The 21,454-nt window shown below is 72.2% G+C and carries 21 protein-coding genes and 1 pseudogene; 7 read left to right on the top strand and 15 right to left on the bottom strand.

Annotated elements, in window-relative coordinates; genetic code table 11:
- Positions 1–119: 119 nt before the first annotated feature.
- The 3 genes from BS75_RS33895 to BS75_RS33885 all read left to right on the top strand — a co-directional run bounded on the left by BS75_RS33895 (position 120) and on the right by BS75_RS33885 (position 3,513).
- Positions 120–1,046 carry a carbohydrate ABC transporter permease gene (locus tag BS75_RS33895; RefSeq protein WP_034090952.1) on the top strand — a complete coding sequence of 309 codons (927 nt, stop codon included), beginning with the start codon at positions 120–122 and terminating at the stop codon, positions 1,044–1,046.
- A 3-nt stretch (positions 1,047–1,049) separates the two neighbouring features.
- Positions 1,050–1,982 carry a carbohydrate ABC transporter permease gene (locus tag BS75_RS33890; RefSeq protein WP_034090951.1) on the top strand — a complete coding sequence of 311 codons (933 nt, stop codon included), beginning with the start codon at positions 1,050–1,052 and terminating at the stop codon, positions 1,980–1,982.
- A 172-nt stretch (positions 1,983–2,154) separates the two neighbouring features.
- A complete protein-coding gene (locus tag BS75_RS33885; protein WP_034094327.1) occupies positions 2,155–3,513 on the top strand; it encodes an ABC transporter substrate-binding protein in 1,359 nt (452 codons plus the stop codon).
- 64 nt (positions 3,514–3,577) lie between these two features.
- Here the strand turns inward: BS75_RS33885 and BS75_RS50950 are convergent, their stop codons facing one another.
- The 6 genes from BS75_RS50950 to BS75_RS33855 form a co-directional block, all read right to left on the bottom strand.
- On the bottom strand, positions 3,578–4,345 hold the full coding sequence (locus BS75_RS50950; RefSeq protein WP_034090950.1) for an isocitrate lyase/PEP mutase family protein: 768 nt from the start codon (positions 4,343–4,345) through the stop codon (positions 3,578–3,580).
- On the bottom strand, positions 4,342–4,959 hold the full coding sequence (locus BS75_RS50945; protein WP_034090949.1) for a hypothetical protein: 618 nt from the start codon (positions 4,957–4,959) through the stop codon (positions 4,342–4,344). The genes BS75_RS50950 and BS75_RS50945 overlap by 4 nt, the downstream gene beginning before the upstream one ends.
- A gap of 80 nt (positions 4,960–5,039) precedes the next feature.
- Positions 5,040–5,663 carry a rhomboid-like protein gene (locus tag BS75_RS33870; protein WP_052070048.1) on the bottom strand — a complete coding sequence of 208 codons (624 nt, stop codon included), beginning with the start codon at positions 5,661–5,663 and terminating at the stop codon, positions 5,040–5,042.
- 175 nt (positions 5,664–5,838) lie between these two features.
- The gene (locus BS75_RS33865) at positions 5,839–6,831 is read right to left on the bottom strand and encodes a hypothetical protein (RefSeq protein WP_034090948.1); all 993 of its coding nucleotides are present in this window, start codon (positions 6,829–6,831) and stop codon (positions 5,839–5,841) included.
- Positions 6,828–7,241 carry a PadR family transcriptional regulator gene (locus tag BS75_RS33860; RefSeq protein WP_081982895.1) on the bottom strand — a complete coding sequence of 138 codons (414 nt, stop codon included), beginning with the start codon at positions 7,239–7,241 and terminating at the stop codon, positions 6,828–6,830. Before BS75_RS33860 ends, BS75_RS33865 begins: the two co-directional genes overlap by 4 nt.
- 64 nt (positions 7,242–7,305) lie before the next feature.
- Positions 7,306–7,596: a helix-turn-helix domain-containing protein gene (locus tag BS75_RS33855; RefSeq protein WP_034090947.1), complete on the bottom strand. Its 291-nt coding sequence runs from the start codon at positions 7,594–7,596 to the stop codon at positions 7,306–7,308.
- A 64-nt stretch (positions 7,597–7,660) separates the two neighbouring features.
- Between BS75_RS33855 and map the strand changes: the two genes are divergently transcribed.
- Complete coding sequence (gene map / locus BS75_RS33850; RefSeq protein WP_034090946.1) at positions 7,661–8,428, top strand: type I methionyl aminopeptidase; 768 nt, start codon at positions 7,661–7,663, stop codon at positions 8,426–8,428.
- Between the two features lie 304 nt (positions 8,429–8,732).
- A complete protein-coding gene (locus BS75_RS33845) occupies positions 8,733–9,929 on the top strand; it encodes an acyl-CoA dehydrogenase family protein (protein ID WP_034090945.1) in 1,197 nt (398 codons plus the stop codon).
- A gap of 35 nt (positions 9,930–9,964) precedes the next feature.
- Here BS75_RS33845 and BS75_RS33840 read toward each other — a convergent pair whose 3' ends face one another.
- The 5 genes from BS75_RS33840 to BS75_RS33820 all read right to left on the bottom strand — a co-directional run bounded on the left by BS75_RS33840 (position 9,965) and on the right by BS75_RS33820 (position 13,912).
- Positions 9,965–10,537, bottom strand: coding sequence for a GAF domain-containing protein (locus BS75_RS33840; protein ID WP_034090944.1), 573 nt, complete (start codon positions 10,535–10,537; stop codon positions 9,965–9,967).
- Between the two features lie 70 nt (positions 10,538–10,607).
- A complete protein-coding gene (locus tag BS75_RS33835) occupies positions 10,608–11,216 on the bottom strand; it encodes a GTP-binding protein (RefSeq protein ID WP_034090943.1) in 609 nt (202 codons plus the stop codon).
- A gap of 79 nt (positions 11,217–11,295) precedes the next feature.
- Positions 11,296–11,718, bottom strand: a complete 423-nt coding sequence (locus tag BS75_RS33830) for a DUF742 domain-containing protein (protein WP_042440524.1) — start codon at positions 11,716–11,718, stop codon at positions 11,296–11,298.
- Positions 11,715–12,143: a roadblock/LC7 domain-containing protein gene (locus BS75_RS33825; RefSeq protein WP_034090942.1), complete on the bottom strand. Its 429-nt coding sequence runs from the start codon at positions 12,141–12,143 to the stop codon at positions 11,715–11,717. The genes BS75_RS33830 and BS75_RS33825 overlap by 4 nt, the downstream gene beginning before the upstream one ends.
- Positions 12,144–12,178: 35 nt before the next feature.
- Positions 12,179–13,912 carry a sensor histidine kinase gene (locus BS75_RS33820; protein ID WP_034090941.1) on the bottom strand — a complete coding sequence of 578 codons (1,734 nt, stop codon included), beginning with the start codon at positions 13,910–13,912 and terminating at the stop codon, positions 12,179–12,181.
- Between the two features lie 396 nt (positions 13,913–14,308).
- Between BS75_RS33820 and BS75_RS33815 the strand changes: the two genes are divergently transcribed.
- Positions 14,309–14,830: a GNAT family N-acetyltransferase gene (locus tag BS75_RS33815; protein WP_034094323.1), complete on the top strand. Its 522-nt coding sequence runs from the start codon at positions 14,309–14,311 to the stop codon at positions 14,828–14,830.
- A gap of 113 nt (positions 14,831–14,943) precedes the next feature.
- Here BS75_RS33815 and BS75_RS51995 read toward each other — a convergent pair.
- Together BS75_RS51995 and BS75_RS33810 are read right to left on the bottom strand one after the other, a co-directional pair.
- Positions 14,944–15,006, bottom strand: a pseudogene (locus tag BS75_RS51995) (hypothetical protein); the annotation flags it as partial.
- 107 nt (positions 15,007–15,113) lie between these two features.
- Entirely contained in the window at positions 15,114–15,809 is a 696-nt protein-coding gene (locus BS75_RS33810) for a type 1 glutamine amidotransferase domain-containing protein (protein ID WP_034090940.1), read from the bottom strand.
- A gap of 411 nt (positions 15,810–16,220) precedes the next feature.
- On the opposite strand from BS75_RS33810, the gene BS75_RS33805 reads away from it, so the two are divergent.
- Positions 16,221–17,981, top strand: a complete 1,761-nt coding sequence (locus BS75_RS33805) for an ABC transporter ATP-binding protein (protein ID WP_231608215.1) — start codon at positions 16,221–16,223, stop codon at positions 17,979–17,981.
- 5 nt (positions 17,982–17,986) lie between these two features.
- Here BS75_RS33805 and galE read toward each other — a convergent pair whose 3' ends face one another.
- A complete protein-coding gene (gene galE, locus BS75_RS33800) occupies positions 17,987–19,006 on the bottom strand; it encodes a UDP-glucose 4-epimerase GalE (RefSeq protein ID WP_034090938.1) in 1,020 nt (339 codons plus the stop codon).
- A gap of 116 nt (positions 19,007–19,122) precedes the next feature.
- Positions 19,123–21,366 (bottom strand): RICIN domain-containing protein, encoded by a 2,244-nt coding sequence (locus BS75_RS33795; protein ID WP_042440520.1) that lies wholly within the window; start codon positions 21,364–21,366, stop codon positions 19,123–19,125.
- Between the last annotated feature and the right edge of the window lie 88 nt (positions 21,367–21,454).

Raw genomic sequence — 21,454 nt, 5'->3', positions numbered from 1 at the left:
TTTACGTAAACATCCATGCTCCCCGATCACCGACCCGGGCAGTTTCGCGCAACCATCCGCACCACCTCGCGGCTTCGAGCACTGCCATCTCGTCGGACGTCCGAAGATGAAGGAAGGCTATGACGGTCTCCGCAACACCCGCACCCCCAGGTCGTGCCGCCCGGCCCAGCCGGCGCCGGGGCTGGGCGCGCGGCTGGATCGGCTGGGGGTTCACCGGACCGTTCCTGGCGGTCTTCGCCCTGGTCTTCCTCGCCCCGATCGGCTACTCGGTCTACCTCAGCCTGTTCCAGGACCGCCTGATCGGCGGCGACAGCTTCGTCGGCCTCGCCAACTACCAACAGGCCATGGACGACCCGCAGTTCTGGGCGGCGCTGGGCCGGGTCACGCTGTTCCTGGCGGTCCAGGTGCCGATCATGCTGGGCATCGCACTGCTGGTGGCGCTCGCCCTGGACAGCGGCCGGCTCTACGGGATGAACTTCTTCCGGATCACCGTCTTCCTGCCCTACGCCGTGCCGGCCGTGGTCGCCTCCCTGATGTGGGGCTTCATGTACGGCTCGCAGTTCGGGCTGGTCGCCGACCTGAACCACGCCTTCGGCGTCACCCTGCCGGACCCGCTCTCCCCGCACCTGGTCCTCGCCAGCATCGGCAACATCGTGACCTGGGAGTTCATGGGCTACAACATGCTCATCTTCTACGCGGCGCTGCGCGTCGTCCCGCACGCGCTGTACGAGGCGGCGTCGATCGACGGCGCCGGGCAGTGGCGCATCGTCACCGCGATCAAGCTGCCCGCCATCCGCGGCGCCCTGGTCATCGCCACCATCTTCTCGATCATCGGCAGCTTCCAGCTGTTCAACGAGCCGAGCATCCTCAAGAGCCTGGCCCCCAACGCCATCAGCACCTACTTCACCCCGAACCTGTACACCTACTCGCTGTCCTTCTCCGGCCAGCAGCACAACTACGCCGCCACGGTCGCGATCATCACCGGGCTGCTGACCATGGTCATCGCCTACGTCTTCCAGCTGCGCGGCATGCGAAAGGAGGCGTGAGCGATGTCCACTGCACCCGCCCCCGCCGCTCCCCGGCCGGTCCGGCCCCGCCCGGCCGCCCTCCGCACCCCACGGCGCGGCCACTCCGCGGACCGGCCCCGCCGGAGCCCCGCCCTGACCGTGCTCTCCTGCCTGGTCGTCCTCTACACCCTGGTGCCGCTGGCCTGGCTGGTCATCAGCGCCACCAAGACCCAGGCCGATCTGCTCGGCTCGCCCGGCCTGTGGTTCAGCGGCCGGTTCGCACTGTGGGACAACATCGGCCAGACCCTGAGCTACGACCACCACATCTTCCTGCGGTGGCTGCTCAACACCCTGCTGTACGTGGTCCTCGGCGCGGGCGGCGCGACCCTGCTGGCGGTGCTGGCCGGCTACGGGCTGGCGAAGTTCGACTTCCGCGGCAAGCGGTCCGTCTTCGCCGTCGTGATCGGAGCCGTGGCCGTGCCGGGCACCGCGCTGGCGGTCCCGACCTTCCTGATGTTCAGTCAGATGGGGCTCACCAACACCCCCTGGGCAGTGATCATCCCCTCGCTGGTCTCGCCCTTCGGCCTCTACCTGATGTGGGTCTTCGCCTCCGAGGCGGTCCCGAAGGAGCTGCTGGAGGCGGCCCGGGTGGACGGATCGGGCGAGCTGCGCACCTTCTTCCGGATCGCGCTGCCGCTGCTGGCGCCCGGCATCGTCACGGTGCTGCTGTTCACCGTGGTCGCGACCTGGAACAACTACTTCCTGCCACTGATCATGATCAAGGACCCGGACTGGTACCCGCTCACCCTGGGCCTCAACGCCTGGAACGCCCAGGCGTCGACCGCGGGCGGACAGCCCGTCTTCAACCTGGTGATCACCGGCTCCCTGCTGACCATCGTCCCGCTGGTCGCCGCCTTCCTGCTGCTCCAGCGCTTCTGGCAGTCGGGGCTGTCGGCAGGCAGCGTCAAGGAGTGACCCCCGAGGAGTGACCGTCGGCACCCCGGCCGACCGCTTCCCCAGCACCTCCCTGCGGCAGTGCACGCCGCCGCAGGGCAGCTCCCCCCTGCTCGCCCCCGGCACCTTCACCGTCCTTCACCCTTCCCGCCACCTCCCTCCACCTCCCTCGACCGACCTCGGAGTGATCACGATGAGAAGCACCACGCGCCACGCCGTCAGAGGCATCGGGCTGCTGTGCGCAGCGGCACTGAGCCTGACGGCCTGTAGTTCCTCCTCCTCCGGCTCCGGCTCCGGCGGATCGGGCTCGGGCGGGTCCGGCACGTCCGCCGCCGCCGTGCAGGCCGCGCTGCAGAAGGGCGGCACCATCACCGTCTGGGCCTGGGAGCCCACCCTCAAGCAGGTCGTGGCCGACTTCGAGGCCAAGTACCCCAAGGTCACCGTCAAGCTGGTGAACGCGGGCACCGGGAACGACCAGTACACCGCGCTGCAGAACGCGGTCGAGGCCGGCTCGGGCGCCCCGGACGTCGCCCAGATCGAGTACTACGCCCTCGGGCAGTTCGCGCTCGGCAAGTCGCTCCAGGACCTGTCCGGCTTCGGCGCCAAGGACCTCTCGAAGACCTTCACCCCCGGTCCCTGGAGCTCGGTCGACATCAACGGCGGCGTCTTCGCGCTGCCGATGGACTCCGGGCCGATGGCGCTGTTCTACAACAAGAAGGTCTTCGACGAGTACGGCCTGACCGTGCCCACCACCTGGCAGCAGTACGTCGCGGACGCCCAGAAGCTCCACCGGGCGAACCCTGCGGACTACATCACCAACGACACCGGCGACGCCGGCTTCACCACCAGCATGATCTGGCAGGCCGGCGGGCACCCGTACACGGTGAACGGCACCAAGGTCTCGGTCAACTTCGGCGACGCCGGCAGCACCGAATTCGCGAGCACCTGGCAGCAGTTGATCTCCGGCCACCTGGTCGCGCCGATCACCTCCTGGAGCGACCAGTGGTACAAGGGCCTGGCCGACGGCAGCATCGCCACCCTGGCGACCGGCGCCTGGATGCCCGCCAACTTCGTCACCGGAGCGCCGGCCGCGTCCGGTGACTGGCGGGTCGCGCCGCTGCCGCAGTGGCAGCAGGGCGGGACGGCCGGCGCCGAGAACGGCGGCAGCTCGCTGGCGATGATGAAGTCGAGCCACGACCAGGACCTGGCCTACGCCTTCATCCAGTTCGCGAACGCCGGTCCCGGTGTCCAGGACCGGATCAAGGGCGGCGCCTTCCCGGCCACCAGCGCCGACCTGAACTCGCCCGCCTTCCTCGACACCGCGTTCCCGTACTTCGGCGGCCAGCAGGCGAACAAGATCTTCGCCCAGTCCGCCCAGGACGTCCTCCCCGGCTGGCAGTACCTGCCCTTCCAGGCCTACGCCAACTCGATCTTCAACGACACCGTCGGCAAGGCGTACGTCTCCTCGACCACGCTCAGCAGCGGGCTGCAGGCCTGGCAGACCGCGTCGCTGAAGTACGCCGGCCAGCAGGGCTTCACCACCGGGCAGTAGCCGGGGCCGGGGGGGCGTCCGGCGGCGGCGCGGCGGAGGACGCCGCACCGCCGCCGGACGCGACCTACCGGCTGAGCGCGTCGACCTCGGCATAGCCAGGGATGCCGGCGGGCAGCGGCCCGCCCTCCCGGACCGCGACCGCGGTGGTGACCGTGGCCTGGAGGGCAGCCCGGAAGAGCAGGGAGCCGGTGCTGACCCGCCGCACGCCCAGCTCGGCCAGCCGGTCGAGCCCGAGCCCGGGCCGGTGCAGCAGGTTGACCGGCACCGGCACCGCGGCGGTCACCGCGCGGATGTCCTGCTCCCCGGCGAGGCCCGGCACGAAGACCCCGTCGGCGCCCGCGTCCACATACCGCCGCAGCCGCTCCAGGGTCGCCGGGACCGAGGCGTCGACGTCCAGCCAGTAGGTGTCGGTACGGGCGTTGAGGAAGACCTCGGGTGCACGGCGCTTCACCGCCCGGACCAGCGCCGCCTGGGCCCCGGGGTCGGCGAGGTGGTCGCCGCGCCCGTCCTCCAGATTGACCCCGGCGATCCCGACTTCGGCCAACTCCGCTACCAGGTCGCCCACTTCCTCCGGGTCCGCGCTGAAGCCCGCCTCGATGTCGACCGTCACCGGACACGGCAGCCGGACCAGCCTGCGCGCCAGCGCGACGGTCTCGTCCCGGGCCAGCCCCGCAGCGTCGGGCAGCCCGTTGGCCGCAGCCACGCCCAGGCTGGTCGTGCCGATGGCGGCGAACCCGGCGGCGGCCAGCGCGGCGCCGGACGCGAAGTCCCAGGCGTTGGGCAGCAGGAGAGGCAGGTCGCCGTGGTGCAGGGCGTGGAAGGAAGTGTTCACCGGGTCCCCGCCTCCACCAGGCCGGCCGCCAGGGCCAGCGCGTGTTCCCGGCCGGGGCAGGCGTGGGGACCGCTCCCGAACGGCGCCTCGGCCAGGCTGACCTCCACGAGGGTGCCGTCCGGCGCCACCCGGCGGGTCAGGGGCACCGGTGGGTCGGTCCGACCGGCCACGCTGTTCGCCACCAGGGCCCTGGTCGCGTCGCACGCCTGGACGAGCAGCCCGATCCGGTTGGCCGTGGCCTCGTCGGCGACCCCGCCGCAGGCCTCGACCAGCCGGGCGACCGCCCGATCGGCCTCCTCGGTGACGGCGGTGTGCGGCTGGTAGGCCTTCGCCACCAGGGCGACGTCGGCGGCGACGTCGGCGGGCAGGCCCAGCGCCTCGGCCAGCACCTCGACCGGTCCGTCCCCGCGCTCGGCCGCCCGCAGCCGGAGGCGGTCCGGGTCGACGGAGGCCAGCTCGGCCACCGCCAGCGCGCGCCGGCGCCGGTGGGCCGCGCCGCTGCTGAAGCGGGCGACGGACGACCTCAGCCAGGCGACGCCGCCCGGCGGGGCGTCGGGCACCGAGGGGACGAGGAACTCCGGGTCGGTCAGCACGGTGTGGCTCAGCAGAGGCATGGCGCCAGGCTAGCCAACGCCTCCGACATCGGCCCGACGCTCCGGTCATCGGCCCGACGCCCGGTGGGAGGCTCGCCGGATCAGGCCGTCGCGGGGGCCGGGGACGGCCGGCGTCGCCGGTAGCCGTGGGCGCAGACGGCCGCGAGGGCGACCGTGAAGGCCGTCAGATGACCGATGGCGCTGAACGAGCCCTCACCGAGGCCGTCCAGCAGCCGGGGGGCGACCAGGGCCAGCAGGACCAGCCACACCCCGCGCAGCCACAGCGGCCGGGCGCACAGGACCGCCACCGTCATCGCCGCGACCACCAGGTAGGACGGCCCGGTGTCCAGGGTGTGCGCCTCCGAGCCCGGCAGCGAACCGTGGCGGATCCTCCACCACACCATCCCCTCCGTCACCAGGGACACGCCCATGTGCACCGTTGCCAGCAGGGCCACGGCGCGCCGGGCGCCCAGCGCCGACACCGCCGCGAAGGTCGACAGGGCGAGCGGCGGCCACACCCACGGGGACGCCTGGGTGACGAAGGCGGAGACCACCAGCGCCGCGACCGGGTGGCCGGCCGGCGGGAGCCGCAGGTTCGCCAGGTTGGTCGACGCCCATTCCCGGAGCTGGTCGAGCGGACCGGGCGCCAACAGCTCCTGGACCGGCCACATGAAGGCCAGTGCGCCCACGTACCAGAAGGCCGGGTTCCGCACGAGGTGACGCATCGGTTCTCCTACTGTTCCTGTCCTGCTCCGGGGCGCGTCGCCGACGGCCCCGGCGTGGAGGACGCGCAGCGCACTGCCGCAGGTTCTGCGCGGCGGCGAACTCGGCAGCGCGCGGGCCCGCCGACGGTCGGGTCGGCGGGCCGGTCGAGCACTTACGTACAGCCTTGCGACGTGCTCAGCTCTCCGTCCGCCGTGGGGCCCTGCGGCGCAGCGCCACGGCGCAGCCGGCTGCCAGCAGGACGGCCGGCAGCTGGTCGCCGAGCGTCGCCACGGCGCTCGGCATGCCGACCGCCAGCACGGCGGCGGAGACGGCGACCGGGATCAGGTAGACGCCGGCCGCGACGGCCCAGCGCGGGTCGCCGATCACCACCGTCGCCCGCAGCGCGAGCAGCAGGAAGCCGACGGTCACGATCAGCGGCAGCACCGGCAGGCCGACGGCCGCACCCGGCAGGGACGGGGGCCGGTGGTTCGCCGGAACGCCGGCCGGCAGCAGGAGGTTGTTGCCGACGGTGAGGGCGACCTGGGCGAGCAGTACCGTCAGCCAGTACCACGACCGCCTGGGCAGCGGTCCCCGGGTGCGCCGGTTCAGCGCGATGACCGCCGAGCCCGCCGCCACCACCCAGTACTGCGTCAGGCCCGGGCTCAGCCAGAAGTTGAGGGCCCACGAGGCCTCGAAGGTCCTGCTGGCGAAGAGCCCGCCGAGGACGTCCGTGCCGTGGCCCCCGGAGGACGCCAGAGCCTGGTAGGTCCCCGCCACCGCCGCGATCGCCGCCAGCACGGCCGCGCTGCCCATCCGGCCGAGCAGCAGCGCGACCACGACCAGCAGCGAGGGCAGCAGGATCACCGCTTCCGGCTGCTGGACGGTCGTGACATGGCCCAGCATCGTCCCGGCGCGCACCAGTACCAGCAGGAGCAGGCCGAGCTGCAGTCCGCTCGCCCAGGCCGGGACCCCGGCCGGCCTGCTGCGCAGCCGGGTCAGCAGCCCGGCGTCCAGCAGGTGGACCGACTCGCGCACCGAGGGCAGCCGTCGGGAGGGGTGGGCCTCCAGCAGGGTGCCCAGCAGCTCGCCGCCGTGGCGCCGCCGGTAGTCCCGGGGGTAGCCGAGCAGCATCACCCGGTAGCAGCGCTCCGCCCAGCTCCTCCGCTCGGACAGGTCACCGGTCGTCATGCGATCACCACTCCCCCGCCGGACCCGGCCGGCCTCGTGCCGCGCGTCGTACGCTTCGGCATCCCTGCCCGCTGTGTCCCGGCCCGCTGCGCGCCCGAGCGCTCCGTCACCACGGCCGCCGCGGCGGCCAGCCGTCCGGCCTCCTCCTGCACGGCCCCCTGTCCGGCGTCCGTGACCCGGAAGTAGCGCCGGGGCCGCCCCGAGACGACCTCCTCGTGGTCCACCTCGATCAGCCCCTCGTCCGTCATTCGCTCCAGCGCCCCGTAGAGGGTGCCGACCGCGAGGTTGACCCGGCCCCCGGACTGCTCCTGCGCCCGCTTGATGACCGCATAGCCGTGCAACGGCCCATCCAGCAGGGCGGCGAGGATGAAGTACGTGGCCTCGCTCATCACGCTCCGTCGTCTGCTCACACCCCGACCATATATCGGCAGTCGAAGTATGGGAAGAGTCGCGGAGCAGTGGCCGCCGCGCCGTTCAGGCCGACCGGGCCGCACCGTCCAGCTCCGCACCCTCCCCCTCGGGGCCCTCGGCACAGGCGGCGACCAGGGTGTCCAGGGACAGCCCCAGGGCCCAGGCCAGGGCCGCGACGGTGAAGAAGGCGGGGGTCGGGGCGCGGCCGGTCTCGATCTTGCGCAGGGTCTCGGCGGACACCCCGGCCGCCGCCGCCACGTCCACCATGCTGCGCTCGCCCCGGGCCTGGCGCAGCAGGGCGCCGAAACGCTCACCGCGCTCGCGTTCCTGCGGGCTCAAAGGAGTTCTCACCATGACCGTGATACTAATACCGGTATAAGTATTGGGTAGCACCGGCTCGCAGGGAGTGGCACAGAACATGGTGGAGATCAAGACCGACGTCGCACTGGGGGCGATGCGCGAGGCCGGACGGGTGGTGGCGCAGGCACTCGCCGCCGCCCGCGGGGCGGCGGCCGTGGGCGTCCGGCTGCGCGAGCTGGACGAGGCCGCCCGCACCGTCCTGGCCGAGGCGGGGGCCGGCTCACCGTTCCTCGGCTACCGGCCCTCCTTCGCCCCCACCCCCTTTCCCGCGGTGATCTGCGCCTCCGTCAACGACGCGGTGGTGCACGGGATCCCCGACGACTACCGGCTGCGCGACGGCGACCTGCTCAGCGTCGACTGCGGGGCCGAGCTCGACGGCTGGACCGGCGACGCCGCGATCAGCTTCACCGTCGGCACCGGCCGCCCGGCGGACCTGGCGCTGATCGCCGCCACCCAGCAGGCCCTGGACGCGGGCATCGCCGCCGCCACCGTCGGCCACCGCATCGGCGACATCTCCCATGCCATCAGCAGCGTCGCCCGCACCCACGGCTGCGGCATGCCGACCGACTTCGGCGGCCACGGCATCGGCCGCCGGATGCACGAGGACCCGCACGTCCCCAACCACGGACGGCCCGGACGCGGCTTCGCGCTGCGGCACGGCCTCACCCTGGCCATCGAACCCATGCTGATGGCCGGCGGGGAGAACAGCTACCGCGCCGACCCCGACGGCTGGACCCTGCGGACGACCGACGGCAGTCGCGCCGCCCACATCGAGCACACCATCGCCGTCACCGAGGAGGGACCCAGGATCCTCACCCTGCCCTGATCCCCGCCGCACCCGCCGCACCCGCCGCACCCGCCGCACCCGCCGCACCCGCCGCACCCGCCGCACCCGCCCGGCGCAACGGCCGTGCACCGGTAAGGAGCCCGTGTCGGAAGGGGCGTATGAGTACACACTTTCGAAGTTGGGGCAACGGGGCGAGTTCCGGTCATTCATAGTCGTTGATCTTGAACCTGGATGCGCCCACTCATCACGATGATGGGGCCGGCCCGGCCGGGTACGGGGGGTGGCGCGGATGCAGAAGCACTCCGACGCCTGATCTCCACGCGCAACCCGAGGGAGGGTCACGATGGACGGCTACTTCACCACTGAGCGACTCGATCGTCTGCGAGCCGAGGTCCGTGACTTCGCGGAGTCCGAAGTACGGCCCCGCATAGCGGAGATGGAGGCGTCCAGGACCGTCCAGCACGGGCTCTCCCGACTGATCGCCGAACAGGGCTGGATCGGGGTCACCATCGGCCCGGAGTACGGCGGGATGGGGCTCGGGCACCTGGCGAAGACGATCATCATCGAGGAGCTGTCGCGGGTCAGCGGGGCGATGGGCGCCATGGTGCAGGCCTCCCAGCTCGGGGTGGCGAAGATCGTGCACTTCGGCAACGAGGTGCAGAAGAAGACCTGGCTGCCGATGGTCTCCTCCGGCGAGTGCCTGCCCACCATCGCCGTCACCGAGCCGGGGGCGGGCGGCCACGTCCTCGGCATGGAGATGACGGCGGTGCGCGACGGGGACGACTACATCCTGAACGGCAGCAAGGTCTATGTCGGCAACAGCCATGTCGGCGACCTGCACGGCGTGGTGGCCAGGACCGGTCCCGGCTCCACCGGCCTGTCGGCCTTCCTGGTGGAGTCCGACCGCCCCGGCTTCTCACTCGGGGAGCAGGTTCCGGCCATGGGCCTGCACGGCTTCAGCTTCGGCGAGTTGATCTTCCAGGACTGCCGGGTCCCCGCCGCCAACCTGCTCGGCGCGGAGGGCGACGGACTCCCGGTCGCCTACTCCTCCAGCGTGCTCTACGGCCGGGCCAACCTGACCGCCGTCTCGCTGGGGATCCACCGCGCCCTGGTCGAGGAGACCGCGGAGTTCTCCACCGAGCGCCGGCGCTACGGCAAGTCCCTGCACGCCCTGCCCAACATCACGCTGAAGCTGGGACAGATGCAGTCGCGGCTGATGACCGCGCGGCTCGCCGCCTACCACGCGGTGCACCTGCTGGACTGCGGGCTGCCCTGCGACGCGGAGCTGATGAACGCCAAGCTGATCAACGTCGAGTACGCGCTGGACTCGGCGCGCAACGCGATGGAGGTGCACGCCGCCGCCGGGCTCTTCACCGACCGACCGGTGGAGCGCTACCTGCGCGACGCGCACCACATCTTCGCCCCGGCGGGCACCTCCGACGTCCAACTGCTGCGCCTGGGCGAGGTGGCACTGGGCCGGGCCAAGGGACAGTGGTCGGAGCGGCTGGCCGACGTGGTGCGGACCCCGGTCGCCTCCTGACCGCAGCCACCCGCGCCGACCGCTGACACCGACCGCTAGACCAGCCCGTCCTCGCGGCGGTGGATGAGGTCGATCAGCTCGGCGGCCATGGACTTGATGGTCTCCAGCCCCGGCCGTCCCCACGGGCGCGGCTCGACGTCGACCACGCAGATCGTGCCCAGCGCCGTGCCGGTCCGGTCGATCAGCGGGGCGCCGAGGTAGGAGCGGATGCCGATCTCGTCCACCACCGGGTTGCCCGCGAACCGGGGGTAGTCGCAGACGTCCTCCAGCACCAGTGCCTTGCGCCGCACGACGACGTGCGGGCAGTAGCCGTGGTCCCGGGCCATCTCCCGGCCCGGCTCCGCGGTGGCGGCGACGGCGGCGGCCGCCTCGGAGCCGGTCAGCGTGCCGCCGGGGGTGTGCAGGCCGGCGAAGAACTGACGGTTCTCGTCGATGAAGTTCACCATCGCGTAGGGCGCACCGGTGATCCGGGCCAGCTCGTCGGCGAAGTGGTCGAACTCCGGGTCGGGCTGCTCCCCCAGTCCGAGGCTGCGCAACCGCGACACCCGCTGGGGCGCCTCGTTGTCCACGGGGGTCATCATCATCCGGCCGACGGGGTCGTAGGTCATGGCAGTGCTCCGTATCTGGCTCGTATCTGGCTCTTGGCAAAGGTGGCGGAGGCGGGGCGGTGCGGACCGGTCAGCGGACCAGGTCGTCCCGGCGCGCGCCCGGGCCGGGCGACGCGGCGAGCGCGAGCAGGTGCTGGACCAGGTCGACCAGCACCGAGACGGCCGACGCGGTGTGCCGGGCGTCGCAGAGCACCACCGGCACATGGGGCTTGAGGTCGAGGGCGGCGCGGACCTCCTCCGGGTCGTAGCGGAAGGCCCCGTCGAACTCGTTGACCGCCACCAGGAAGCCGATGCCCCGCCGTTCGAAGAAGTCGATCGCGGCGAAGCAGTCCCCCAGCCGCCGGGTGTCGGCCAGGACGACGGCGCCCAGCGCGCCGCTGGACAGCTCGTCCCACATGAACCAGTAGCGCTCCTGCCCGGGGGTGCCGAACAGGTAGAGGACGTGCCCCGGGTTCAGGGTGATCCGGCCGAAGTCCAGGGCCACGGTGGTGGTCGACTTGGACTGGATGCCGACCAGGCTGTCCGTGTCGGCGCCGACGCTGGTGAGCAGCTCCTCCGTGCGCAGCGGCTCGATCTCGCTCACCGCGCCCACGAAGGTGGTCTTGCCGACGCCGAACCCGCCCGAGACCAGGAGCTTCAGGGCATCGGGCAGGGGCGCCGCACCGTTGTCGTGGGCCATCGGCAGTGCCTCCAGGTGGGGTCGTTCGTCGGACCCTGGGAATTCGGACGCTGAGAAGGTTGTGGCGTGGGACATCCGGTCACCGCTCCGGATCCGCGGTCGACTGGAGTCGGCGCAGGCCGAGCAGCAGGGCCTCCAGCACGGACCGGTCGCCGGGGTCGGCGGCCGGGCCCGGGGGCCGGGTGGTCACCGCTCCGCAGTCGACCAGGTCGGATAACAGCACCTTGGTCACCACCACCGGCAACCGGAGATGGGCCGAGACCTCGGCGACCGAGGTCGGCACCCCGCACAGCCCGAGCGCCTGGGCGTGGTCCGGGTCGAGGTGGGCGGCGGGCACCTTGCCGGTGGTGAGGATCATCGACAGCAGCTCCAGCGCGGCGGTCGGCCGGGTGCGCCCGTTGCTCACCGTGTAGGGGCGTACCAGCCGGCCGGCGTCCTCGTCGAGCCAGGTCTCCTCGGAGCCGGAACCGGAGTCGGAGGAGAAGTGGGTGGCTGTGTTCATCGAGCCGGGCTACCCACCTCGGTGGCCGCGTTCCTGGCCGGGGTGACCAGGAACGGGCGCACGCTCTTGACCAGTTGCGCCATCTCGTAGCCGATGACGCCCGGGTCGGCCTCGGCCGCGGCGAGCACGGCGAGGCAGGCGCCGGAGCCGGCGGTGGAGACGAAGAGCAGGCTGCTGTCGAGCTCCACCACGACCTGCCGGACCTGCTCCCCGCTGCCGAACCGGGTGCCCACGCTGCGCCCGAGCGAGAACAGCGCGGACGCGACGGCGGCCAGATGGTCCGCGCCGTCGGTGTCCAGCCCGTGGAAGGCCTTCACCAGGCCGTCGGACGAGAGCAGCAGCGCGCTCCGGGTGTGCGGGACACGCTGGACCAAGCTGGTCAGCAGCCAGGTGACATCAGTGGATTGGGCCGTGGGGCTCACCATGATGGAGGAATCTCCTTGCGGGTGTTGGCGTCGGGTCAACTGGCACTGCTGCTGACGTCCGGGTCACCGTCCTCCGGACGGCCGGCGGCGTCGGAGCGGCTGACGCCCTGCTGGAAGGCGGCCATGAGACCGGGGTTGTAGTCGGCGTCCTCGGCGTACGGGTCGGCCGGGGCTCCGTACCGGCCGCCCGGGGTGTCGCGCAACTGGGGGGCCAGGTGGGTCTGCTGGTTCCGCCGGGGCAGCGCGGGACGGGCGTCCCCGGTGCGGGCTCCGCCCGGGTGTCCCGGCTCGGCCTGGCGGACCGGTTCCGGCGGGGTGGGTCGGTGGTGCACGGGCATGGTCCCCTTCTCCGGCGAGCGCAGCGCCCCCGGCTCCCGCTGCGGCAGCGGCCTCCCGCCGCCGGCTCCCTGGGCCGGGGCCGGACGGACGCCCGGCGGCTGCCGGTGGTCGGCGACCTGGCGGTGGTCGGCCTCGGCGCCGGCGTGCTCGACCGCGTAGCGCGGCTCGTGGCCGGCCCGGGCCGCCAGGTAACCGGGCTGGGTGGCGACGGGCCGGGCGGCGGGCGCGGGTGCGACGGGCGCGGGCTGCGGCTGTTGCTGCACCTGCGGCCGCTGCTGCGGCTGCCGCTGTGCGCCGATCGCGGCGGACGGCTCGTCCTCCTCCTGCTCCGCGCCGCCGAGCAGGGCGTGCGGCAGCACGATCACGGCCTGGGTGCCGCCGTAGATGTTGGACTGCAGCTGGACCGCGATGCCGTGCCGGCGGGCGAGCGAGGAGACCACGAAGAGGCCGATCCGGCCGTCGTCCAGCAGGTCGCCGATGTCGATCTGACCCGGGTCGGCGAGCAGCAGGTTCATCTGCGCCCGCTCCTCGGGGGTCATGCCCAGACCGCGGTCCTCGACCTCGATGGCCAGGCCGGCCGTGACCCGCTGGGCCCGCAGCAGCACCTGGGTGGTGGGGGCGGAGAACATGGTGGCGTTCTCGACCAACTCGGCGATGAGGTGCACGATGTCGGCGATGGAGTGACCGCGCAGGTTGCCCTCGGTCGGCTGGACCAGCTTGACCCGCGAGTACTGCTCCACCTCGGCGACGGCCGAGCGGAGGATCTCGTACATGGTGACCGGCCGGGTCCACTGGCGGCGCGGGACCGCGCCGCCGAGGACGGCGAGGTTCTCCGCGTGGCGGCGGATGCGGGTGGCCAGGTGGTCGACCGAGAAGAGCCCCTTGAGCAGGTCGGGGTCCTCGACCTGGGCCTCCAGCTCGTCCAGCAGCTGGATCTCCCGGTGGACCAGGGACTGGAGCCGGCGGGCGAGGTTGACGAAGACGCTGACCCGCTGGTCGGGCGCCTCGACCGGCGCCGAGGCGGAGGCCTGGAGGGCGGCCGCGGCCCCGAGCCGGTAGCGCTCCAGATCGCGGCCGAGCACCTCGAAGACGTCGCCGGTCTCCGCGGCGGACTCCCGGCCGAAGGCCACCGGCCGCCGCTCCTGCGGCAGTTGCTCGACGATCTGCCACAGCTCCTGCTCACCGCGCAGGCTGGCGGAGCGCAGCGCCTCGACCCGGCGCTGCATCCAGCGGTCCGCGGCGCGGGCCCGGCCCGCCGCCACCAGCAGCACCGCCACGCAGCCGGCCGCTGCGGCGGCCAGTACCGCAAGTGGCCCGCCGGACACGGGATCTGCGGGCTTGTCGAGCACCAGGAAGGCCACTGCGCCGGCCCCGAGCAGCGTGGTGACGACTGCGGGGAGAGTGGCCACCCGCAGGAGGCGGGGTCGCATGCCTCCCCCGGCCGAGGTGGTGGACGCGGCGGACGTGCCGCGCCGGCGGCCGCTTCTGGGCGCGGCGTGTCCGGCAGGCAGGAGTTGATCAGGCATCGGCGTCCTCGGGACGTAGCGACCGGTCGGTACAGCAGTCGAACGGGGATGGCTGTGCTGTGCGCGGGACACGGCTTGCGCTGCACGTATGACCCGCACATGCCGAGGATTACTGCGCATTCGGCTGCTGGCGTTCAAACTACCCTATGTTCACAGGCGGTTGATATTGCCCCGCTCCGGTTGACGGTCTAGACCAATTTCGGAAATGGCCGCCGTTCCGGCCCCGGACCCGCCACACCAGCCGTGACCTGCGGCGCAATTGCGATGCGGACCCCCGCCGGCCGTGCCAGGCTGGCCCGCATGGATCTTCAGCTCGAACCCTGGTCGGAGTCGGCACTCGCCCTGCTGCGGCAGATCAACACCCCGCAGATGCGCCGTCATGTCGGCGGCCCCGAAACGGAGAAGGAGCTCCTGGCCCGGCACCGCCGCTACCTCGCCATGCCGGAGACCGGTCGCGGCCGGATGTTCGCGGTCCTGGTCGACGGCGAGGCGGTCGGCAGCATCGCCTACCACCGGCGCGAGTGGCAGGGCCGGGCGGTCTACGAGACCGGCTGGAACGTCCTCCCCGCCCATCAGGGCCGGGGCATCGCCGCCGCCGCGGGGGCCGCGCTGGTCGCCGTCGTCCGCGAGGCCGCCCGACGGCCCGGCGCCCCCACCGCCCTGCACGCCTTCCCCTCGGTCGACAACGCCCCCTCCAACGCCCTCTGCGGGCGGCTGGGCTTCACCCTGCTGGGACCTTGCGACTTCGAGTACCCCGCGGGCAGCGGCACCCTGATGCGCAGCAACGACTGGCGCCTCGACCTGACCGGCCCCGGAGCCTAGGGCAGCGCCTCCACCGAGGACTCCAGCCAGCCCAGGGAGGCGACCTTGATGCCCGCCTGGAACCGACTGCGGGAGTCGGTCCGGGTCATCAGGTCGGCCATCATCCGCCGGATGGTCCGCAGCGAGACGCCGAGGCGCTGCGCGGCGCGCTCGTCGGTGAGGCCGCCGGCGAGCAGCCGGAGCAGCTGCCGCCCCGTGCCTGCTGCTGGTCGCCGCCCGGGTCGCCGTCGCCGTCACCCGCCGCCGCTTCCGCTGGGAACCCCGGCGCGGCCGAGCGGGGCCGTCAGCCCAGCATCCGCAGCATCTCGGCCGCGAGCGGCGCGGAGGAGGCCGGGTTCTGACCGGTGACCAGGTTGCGGTCGACGACCACCTTCGGGACCCACGGCTCGCCCTCCTGGAAGTCGGCGCCCAGCTCCACCAGGCGGTCCTGGAGCAGCCACTTCGCCTTGTCCGCGAGCCCGGCCTGGGTCTCCTCGGCATTGGTGAAGCCGGTCAGCCGGTAGCCGGAGAACGGTGAGCCGCCGTCCTCGTCCCTGGCCGCCAGCAGCGCGGCCGGGGCGTGGCAGACCACGCCGAGCGGCTTGCCGGACCTCAGCGCCAGGGTGAGCAGCCGGCCGGAGTCGGCGTCGACCGCCAGATCCTCCATCGGGCCGTGGCCGCCGGGATAGAAGACGGCGTCGTAGTCGTCCAGCCGCACGTCCTCCAGCTTGACCGGCTTCCGCAGTTCGGCCATCGAGGCGAGCGCGAGCGCGACCCGCTGCGCGCCCTCCTCGCCGCCGTTGACCTGCGGGGCCAGGCTGCCCCGGTCCACGGTCGGGATCACCCCGCCGGGGGTGGCGACGACGACCTCGTACCCCGCGGCCTCGAACGCCTCGTACGGTGCGACGGCCTCCTCGGCCCAGAAGCCGGTGGGGTGCCTGGTGCCGTCGGCCAGCGTCCAGTAGTCGACGCCGGTCATCACGAACAGGATCTTTGCCATGACGGGTTCACTCCGAGGGTGGTGGTCCACGCGCCGACCGTCCCGACCCGGAACGCCGACGCACCATGGACTCGAAGGTAGACCGGTTCAACCATCGGCCCCCGCCGCAAACGCCGACACCGGGCACCGCCACACGAATGGCTGCCTGCGCCGGCCCTCGCGAAAAACGCTTGGACGGCACGGACGCCCTCGCGGGAGACTTCGGATCCCGGCTCCCTCCGTGCCCGAACGGGCACGCTCCGTCACCAGCGGCGGCAAGGGGGGCCCACCTGCGAAGAACGGAGGTGTGGTGTGCGATCGCCCGCATCACCCGAGACCCCGGAGGGGTCGCCGCGCCGGGGCGCGGTCCTGCTCGCCCTGCGCTTCTACAGACAGGAGTTGACCCGGCTGCGGTGGCTGACCGCGCCCGCGATGCTGCTGCCGGCCATGGGCAACATCGGCATCGGCTACATCGCACCGCTGATCGTCGCCATGCTCGTCGGCCGGATCGCCGACGACAGCGGCATCAGCGTCGGCGCGACCCTGCCCTACGTCCTCGGCTTCGGCGGGGTGCTGCTCTTCTCGGAGCTGCTGTGGCGGATCGGCGGCCACTGCCTCAACCGGCTTGAGGCCCGGGGCATCGAGCAGCTGTACATCAGCGGCATGGACGAGCTCTTCGCCAAGGACTCCGCGTTCTTCCACAGCAACTTCGCCGGCTCGCTGACCAAACGGGTGCTGAGCTTCGCCTCCCGCTTCGAGGACTTCGTCGACACGATGACCTTCTCGGTCGTCGGCAGCCTGGTGCCGCTGCTGTTCGGCTCGGTGGTGCTGTGGCAGTACGAACCGCTGCTGGTCGTCGTCCTGCTGACGCTGATCGCGCTGGCGGCGGTCCTCGTGCTGCCGCTCATCCGCCGCCGCCAGGCCCTGGTCGACCAGCGCGAGGCGGCGATCGCCCGGGTCTCGGGCCATGTCGCCGACAGTCTGATGAACATGGACACGGTCCGGGCCTTCGCCGCCGAGGGGCGCGAGGCGGCCGAGCACCGCTCCCGGGTGGCGGAGTCGCGCCGGCTCTCGCTGCGCTCCTGGGACTACAGCAATCTGCGGATCGACACCCTGGTCGCGCCGATGTCGGTGCTGACCAACGCGCTGGGCCTGCTGCTCGCGGTGGCGCTCGGCGGCAGCAGGCACAGCGTGGAGACGGTCGTGGTCGCCTTCACCTACTACTCCAACGCGACCAGGATCATGTTCGAGTTCAACCAGATCTACCGGCGGTTGGAGAGCTCGATGACGGAGGCCGCGCAGTTCGCCGAACTGCTGCTGACGCCGCCGAACGTGCTCGACCCGGCCTCGCCGGAGCCGCTGCGCCCCAGGTCCGCCGATGTCCGCTTCGAGCGGGTGACCTTCGCCCACGAGGGCGCGGCGCCGCTCTTCCGGGGGCTCGACCTGCACGTGCCGAGCGGGTCCAGGATCGGACTGGTCGGCCGCTCCGGCGGCGGCAAGACCACGCTCACCCGGCTGCTGCTGCGGATGACCGACGTCGACGCCGGGCGGATCCTGATCGGGGGCCAGGACATCAGCCGGCTGCGCCAGGCCGACCTGCGCAGTCAGATCGCCTACGTGCCGCAGGACCCGGCCATGTTCCACCGGACGCTGCGGGAGAACATCGCGTTCGCCCGACCGGACGCGACCGAGGCCGAGATCCGCCGGGCAGCCGAGGCGGCGCACGTCACCGAGTTCGCCGACGCGCTGCCGGAGGGCTTCGACACCATGGTGGGCGAACGCGGCGTCAAGCTCTCCGGCGGCCAGCGCCAGCGGGTCGCCCTGGCCAGGGCGATCCTGCGGGACGCCCCGATCCTGCTGCTCGACGAGGCCACCAGCGCCCTGGACTCGGAGAGCGAGATCCTGGTGCAGGAGGCGCTGTGGCGGCTGATGAACGGTCGGACCGCGCTGGTCGTCGCGCACCGGCTCAGCACCGTGGCCGGCATGGACCGGCTCGTGGTGCTGGACCGGGGCCGGATCATCGAGCAGGGCGGGCACCACGAACTGCTCGCCTCCGAGGGCGCCTACGCCAAGCTCTGGCAGCACCAGTCCGGCGGCTTCCTCAGCGAGGACATCCCGGCGGCCGACGGCCCCGACGGCTCCGACACCGCCGACAGCGCCGACTCCGTCCGGGTCGACCTGCCGTCGGGGTGACGCCGCTACTCGTCCGGGAAGCCGTCCGGGTTCTGCGACTGCCAGCGCCAGGTGTCCGCGCACATGTCGTGGATGCTGCGGGCAGCCACCCAGCCCAGCTCGGTGCGGGCCTTGGCCGGGTCCGCGTAGGAGTCGGCGATGTCGCCGGGGCGCCGGGGCGCGTCCACGGTCGGGATCTCCCGACCGCTGGCCTCGGCGAACGCCGACACCATCTCCAGGACCGAGGTGGGCGTCCCGGTGCCCAGGTTCCAGGTCGAGACCGGCTCCGCGGTCTCGCCCAGCCGGTCCAGCGCGGCGACATGACCGGCGGCCAGGTCCTCGACGTGCAGGTAGTCGCGGCGCGCGGTGCCGTCGGGGGTGGGGTAGTCCTGGCCGTAGAGCTGGAGCGCGTCCCGCCGCCCGACGGCGATCTGGGCGAGCAGCGGCATCAGGTTGTTGGGCACCCCGTGCGGGTCCTCACCGATCGTCCCCGACGCGTGGGAGCCGACCGGGTTGAAGTAGCGCAGCAGTGCGATCCGGATGTTCGGGTCGGCGGCGGCGACGTCGCGCAGGATCTGCTCCTGCATCACCTTGGTCCAGCCGTAGGGGTTGGTCGCCGAGGTCGGGAAGGACTCCTGCATCGGCACCGGCGCGTCCTCGCCGTAGACGGTGGCGGAGGAGGAGAACACCAGCTTCGCGACCCCGTGCGCGCGCATCGCGGCCAGCAGCGAGAGCGTCGAACCGAGGTTGTTGGAGTAGTACTCCAGCGGCTGCGCCACGGACTCCCCGACCGCCTTCAGCCCGGCGAAGTGCACGACCGCGTCGAACGCGCCCTGGGCGAACAGCCGGTCGGTCGCGGCCCGGTCGGTGAGGTCGACCACGTGGTACTTGATCGCCGTTCCGGCCAGTGCCTCCAGCCGCCCCAGGACGGAGGGCTTGCTCCGGCTGAAGTTGTCGGCGATCACCACCTCGTGGCCGGCCGCGATGAGCTGGAGAGTGGTGTGGGAGCCGATGTACCCGCTGCCGCCGGTGACCAGGATGCGCATGCCGGTACCCTACCGGCCCGCTTCCGCGAGCCGGGCTGCGGGCCCGACCGGCCCGGAAAAGGGCCCGCCGACCGGGAGGTCGGCGGGCCCCGGCGTTCGCTGTCAGGAGCCGCCGGTTACTGAACGGTCCACTGCTGGAGCGCCGAGCCGGTGTTGGCCTGCTGGGTCACCAGCGCGCCGTTCGCGGTCGAGGCCGTGGTCAGCAGCAGGCCGGAGTGGACATTGGTGATCGTGTAGGCGCCGCCCGGCAGTTGCGCGAGCGTCCAGTGCTGGTTGCTGCCGCCGGTGCAGGTCCACTGGATCGCCTCGGTGCCGGCCGTGGTGAAGCCGCCGTCGTCGTCCAGGCACAGGTCCGAGTAGGCGTTCTCGATCTGGTAGGACCCGTCGCTCTGCTGGGTGAAGACCCAGTTCTGGTTGGCCCCGGCGTTGCGGCCCCAGGTGTCGAGCTGCACACCGGTGCTGGTCGACCAGTTCGGGTCGTCCAGGGCCTGGCCCGACAGGGAGACGGTGTGGGTGCCGTTGAGGTTGGCCGTGGTGGTGCCGACGGCGGTCATGGTCAGCGTCTGCTCGTTGCCGGTGCGCGATCCGCCGACGGAGTTGCCGGTGGTGTTGGTCCAGTAGCGGGCCGGGGTGGTCTCGGCGACCGCGCCGGAACCGGTGGTCAGCCCGATCACCAGGCCGCTGTAGCGGTTGACCAGCCGGTAGCTGCCGGTGGCCGCGCCGGTGCCGGGGTCGGTGTCCGAGATGATCCACCACTGCTGGCCGACGGTCGGGCCGCCGGTGCCGGACGCGGTGACCGTGGGCGCGGTGCCCCAGGCGCGGGTCGCGGTGCTGCTGCTGCCGACGCCGAGCAGCTGCCCGGACGAGGCGTTGACGACCCGGTAGGAGCCGTCGCCGTCGGCGACGAAGGACCAGGCCTGCAGCGTCGAGCCGCTGGACGCGGACTGCGACGCGGTCGCCGAGCTGCCGGAGACCTGGCCCAGGACCTGGCCGTCGGCGCTGGCGATCCGGTAGGTGTCGGCCGGGTTGAACGGCGCGGCGGCCGGGGCGCTGGAGCCGACGGTGACGTTGGCGTAGTCACCGGAGGACCCTCCTGGACACCCGTACGCGCAGTACGAGCGGAAGGACTTCCCGACGATGGCGGAGCTCGTCAGGTTCGTGCTGTCGAGGAACCAGCGGTACCACGACGCGGTTTCGAAGCTGCTGCCCGTGTCACCGATCAGGGACCACTGCTGCGTGGCGAGGTTGCTGGTCGCGTAGTACTGCTGCGGTGCCGAGCCGCTCTGGTCGGGGTTCTGCGGCTCGCCGATGTACAGACCCAGGTAGGCGTCGTAGGTGATGTCCATGACGAACAGCGGCGACGTCGCGGGCATCTCCCCGGCCGCTATCTGCTGGCTCGCGGTACCGGTGGTGTCCGGGTTGTACTCGCTGGATGCGGGGGTGTATCCGGTGCTGTTGCTGGAGCTGACCGGCACCAGGTTGCTCTCCAGGCCGCCCTGGCCGGGCTGGCTCCACGATCCGTCGTACCACTTCTCCCACGTGCCGGGCGCCATCTTGCCGGAGATCGGGGCGCGAGCCACGTGCTCGTAGAAGGCCGCCCAACTGCCGGTCTTGTCGACGATCCGCGAGCCGTAGTAGAGGTAGAAGTAGCCCGAGGCGGTGTCCGTGTACAGCCGCGGGTCGCCGTCGCCGTAGTCGTACGTCTCGTTCGGGAACGCGGTGGTGTTGCCGCGCGTCGTGCTGTACGGGCTGGTGATGGCGTGGTTCTCGATGGTCCACAACCGCCCCTGGTCCGTCGACACCGCGTAGTCGATGGCGTCGAAGTGCAGACCGTCGCCGAAGGGCTGCGGGGTGAACTCGTTGTGCACCATGCCGTACCAGTAGCCGGTGTCCGGGTCCACCCACACGCCGGCCAGGTCGCAGTAGTTGGCCTCGGCATAGCTGGTGCTGGAGGGCGCGTAGGTGGCGGTGAGGCCGGTCGGGCTGTTGTTGCAGCGGTAGGTGGTGTTGCTGTTGGAGTCCTGGGAGTTCGCCGGGTTGACCGCGTTGTCGAGGGTGCTGTCGGCGGTCGCGGTGTCGAAGTTCGTCCCGGTGTAGAAGTTCCAGGAGCGGGAGTCGGTCGCACCGTAGAGCGAGTGCGAGGACTGGTAGTAGAAGGTGCCGTCCTTGTCGATGAACGGGCCGGCCGGGGTGTCGTCCGGGTTGCCGAAGGACCCGGTCGAACCGACGCTGATGCTGTAGCTGGGGCTCGACGCAGTCGCCGAGGCCGGGGCGGCCGTCAGCGCGCTGACGCCGACGGTGGCGAGCGCGAAGGCGGCCAGGCCGCCGACGAGCCTTCTTCGGACGGGGGTTGTTGACACCGTGGCTCCTTGGTCTTGGTGCGGCCCGCCCTCGTGGCGACCGCCTCGGTCGAACTGCGCAGTGCGAATGCGTGGTGCGTGGTGCGCC

The sequence above is a fragment of the Streptacidiphilus albus JL83 genome (assembly GCF_000744705.1).
GTDB classification, from domain to species: domain Bacteria; phylum Actinomycetota; class Actinomycetes; order Streptomycetales; family Streptomycetaceae; genus Streptacidiphilus; species Streptacidiphilus albus.
The sequence above is the reverse complement of the archived record's forward strand: the minus strand, read 5'-3'. Positions and strand labels throughout refer to the sequence as shown.

Bases quoted from the DNA above. Each gene is read 5' to 3' on its own strand.
- BS75_RS33895 (WP_034090952.1), top strand. From the start codon at position 120: ATGACGGTCTCCGCAACACCCGCACCCCCAGGTCGTGCCGCCCGGCCC.
- BS75_RS33890 (WP_034090951.1), top strand. From the start codon at position 1,050: ATGTCCACTGCACCCGCCCCCGCCGCTCCCCGGCCGGTCCGGCCCCGC.
- BS75_RS33885 (WP_034094327.1), top strand. From the start codon at position 2,155: ATGAGAAGCACCACGCGCCACGCCGTCAGAGGCATCGGGCTGCTGTGC.
- BS75_RS50945 (WP_034090949.1), bottom strand. From the start codon at position 4,959: ATGCCTCTGCTGAGCCACACCGTGCTGACCGACCCGGAGTTCCTCGTC.
- BS75_RS33870 (WP_052070048.1), bottom strand. From the start codon at position 5,663: ATGCGTCACCTCGTGCGGAACCCGGCCTTCTGGTACGTGGGCGCACTG.
- BS75_RS33865 (WP_034090948.1), bottom strand. From the start codon at position 6,831: ATGACGACCGGTGACCTGTCCGAGCGGAGGAGCTGGGCGGAGCGCTGC.
- BS75_RS33855 (WP_034090947.1), bottom strand. From the start codon at position 7,596: ATGGTGAGAACTCCTTTGAGCCCGCAGGAACGCGAGCGCGGTGAGCGT.
- map (WP_034090946.1), top strand. From the start codon at position 7,661: ATGGTGGAGATCAAGACCGACGTCGCACTGGGGGCGATGCGCGAGGCC.
- BS75_RS33845 (WP_034090945.1), top strand. From the start codon at position 8,733: ATGGACGGCTACTTCACCACTGAGCGACTCGATCGTCTGCGAGCCGAG.
- BS75_RS33840 (WP_034090944.1), bottom strand. From the start codon at position 10,537: ATGACCTACGACCCCGTCGGCCGGATGATGATGACCCCCGTGGACAAC.
- BS75_RS33835 (WP_034090943.1), bottom strand. From the start codon at position 11,216: ATGGCCCACGACAACGGTGCGGCGCCCCTGCCCGATGCCCTGAAGCTC.
- BS75_RS33830 (WP_042440524.1), bottom strand. From the start codon at position 11,718: ATGAACACAGCCACCCACTTCTCCTCCGACTCCGGTTCCGGCTCCGAG.
- BS75_RS33825 (WP_034090942.1), bottom strand. From the start codon at position 12,143: ATGGTGAGCCCCACGGCCCAATCCACTGATGTCACCTGGCTGCTGACC.
- BS75_RS33820 (WP_034090941.1), bottom strand. From the start codon at position 13,912: ATGCGACCCCGCCTCCTGCGGGTGGCCACTCTCCCCGCAGTCGTCACC.
- BS75_RS33815 (WP_034094323.1), top strand. From the start codon at position 14,309: ATGGATCTTCAGCTCGAACCCTGGTCGGAGTCGGCACTCGCCCTGCTG.
- BS75_RS33810 (WP_034090940.1), bottom strand. From the start codon at position 15,809: ATGGCAAAGATCCTGTTCGTGATGACCGGCGTCGACTACTGGACGCTG.
- BS75_RS33805 (WP_231608215.1), top strand. From the start codon at position 16,221: ATGCTGCTGCCGGCCATGGGCAACATCGGCATCGGCTACATCGCACCG.
- galE (WP_034090938.1), bottom strand. From the start codon at position 19,006: ATGCGCATCCTGGTCACCGGCGGCAGCGGGTACATCGGCTCCCACACC.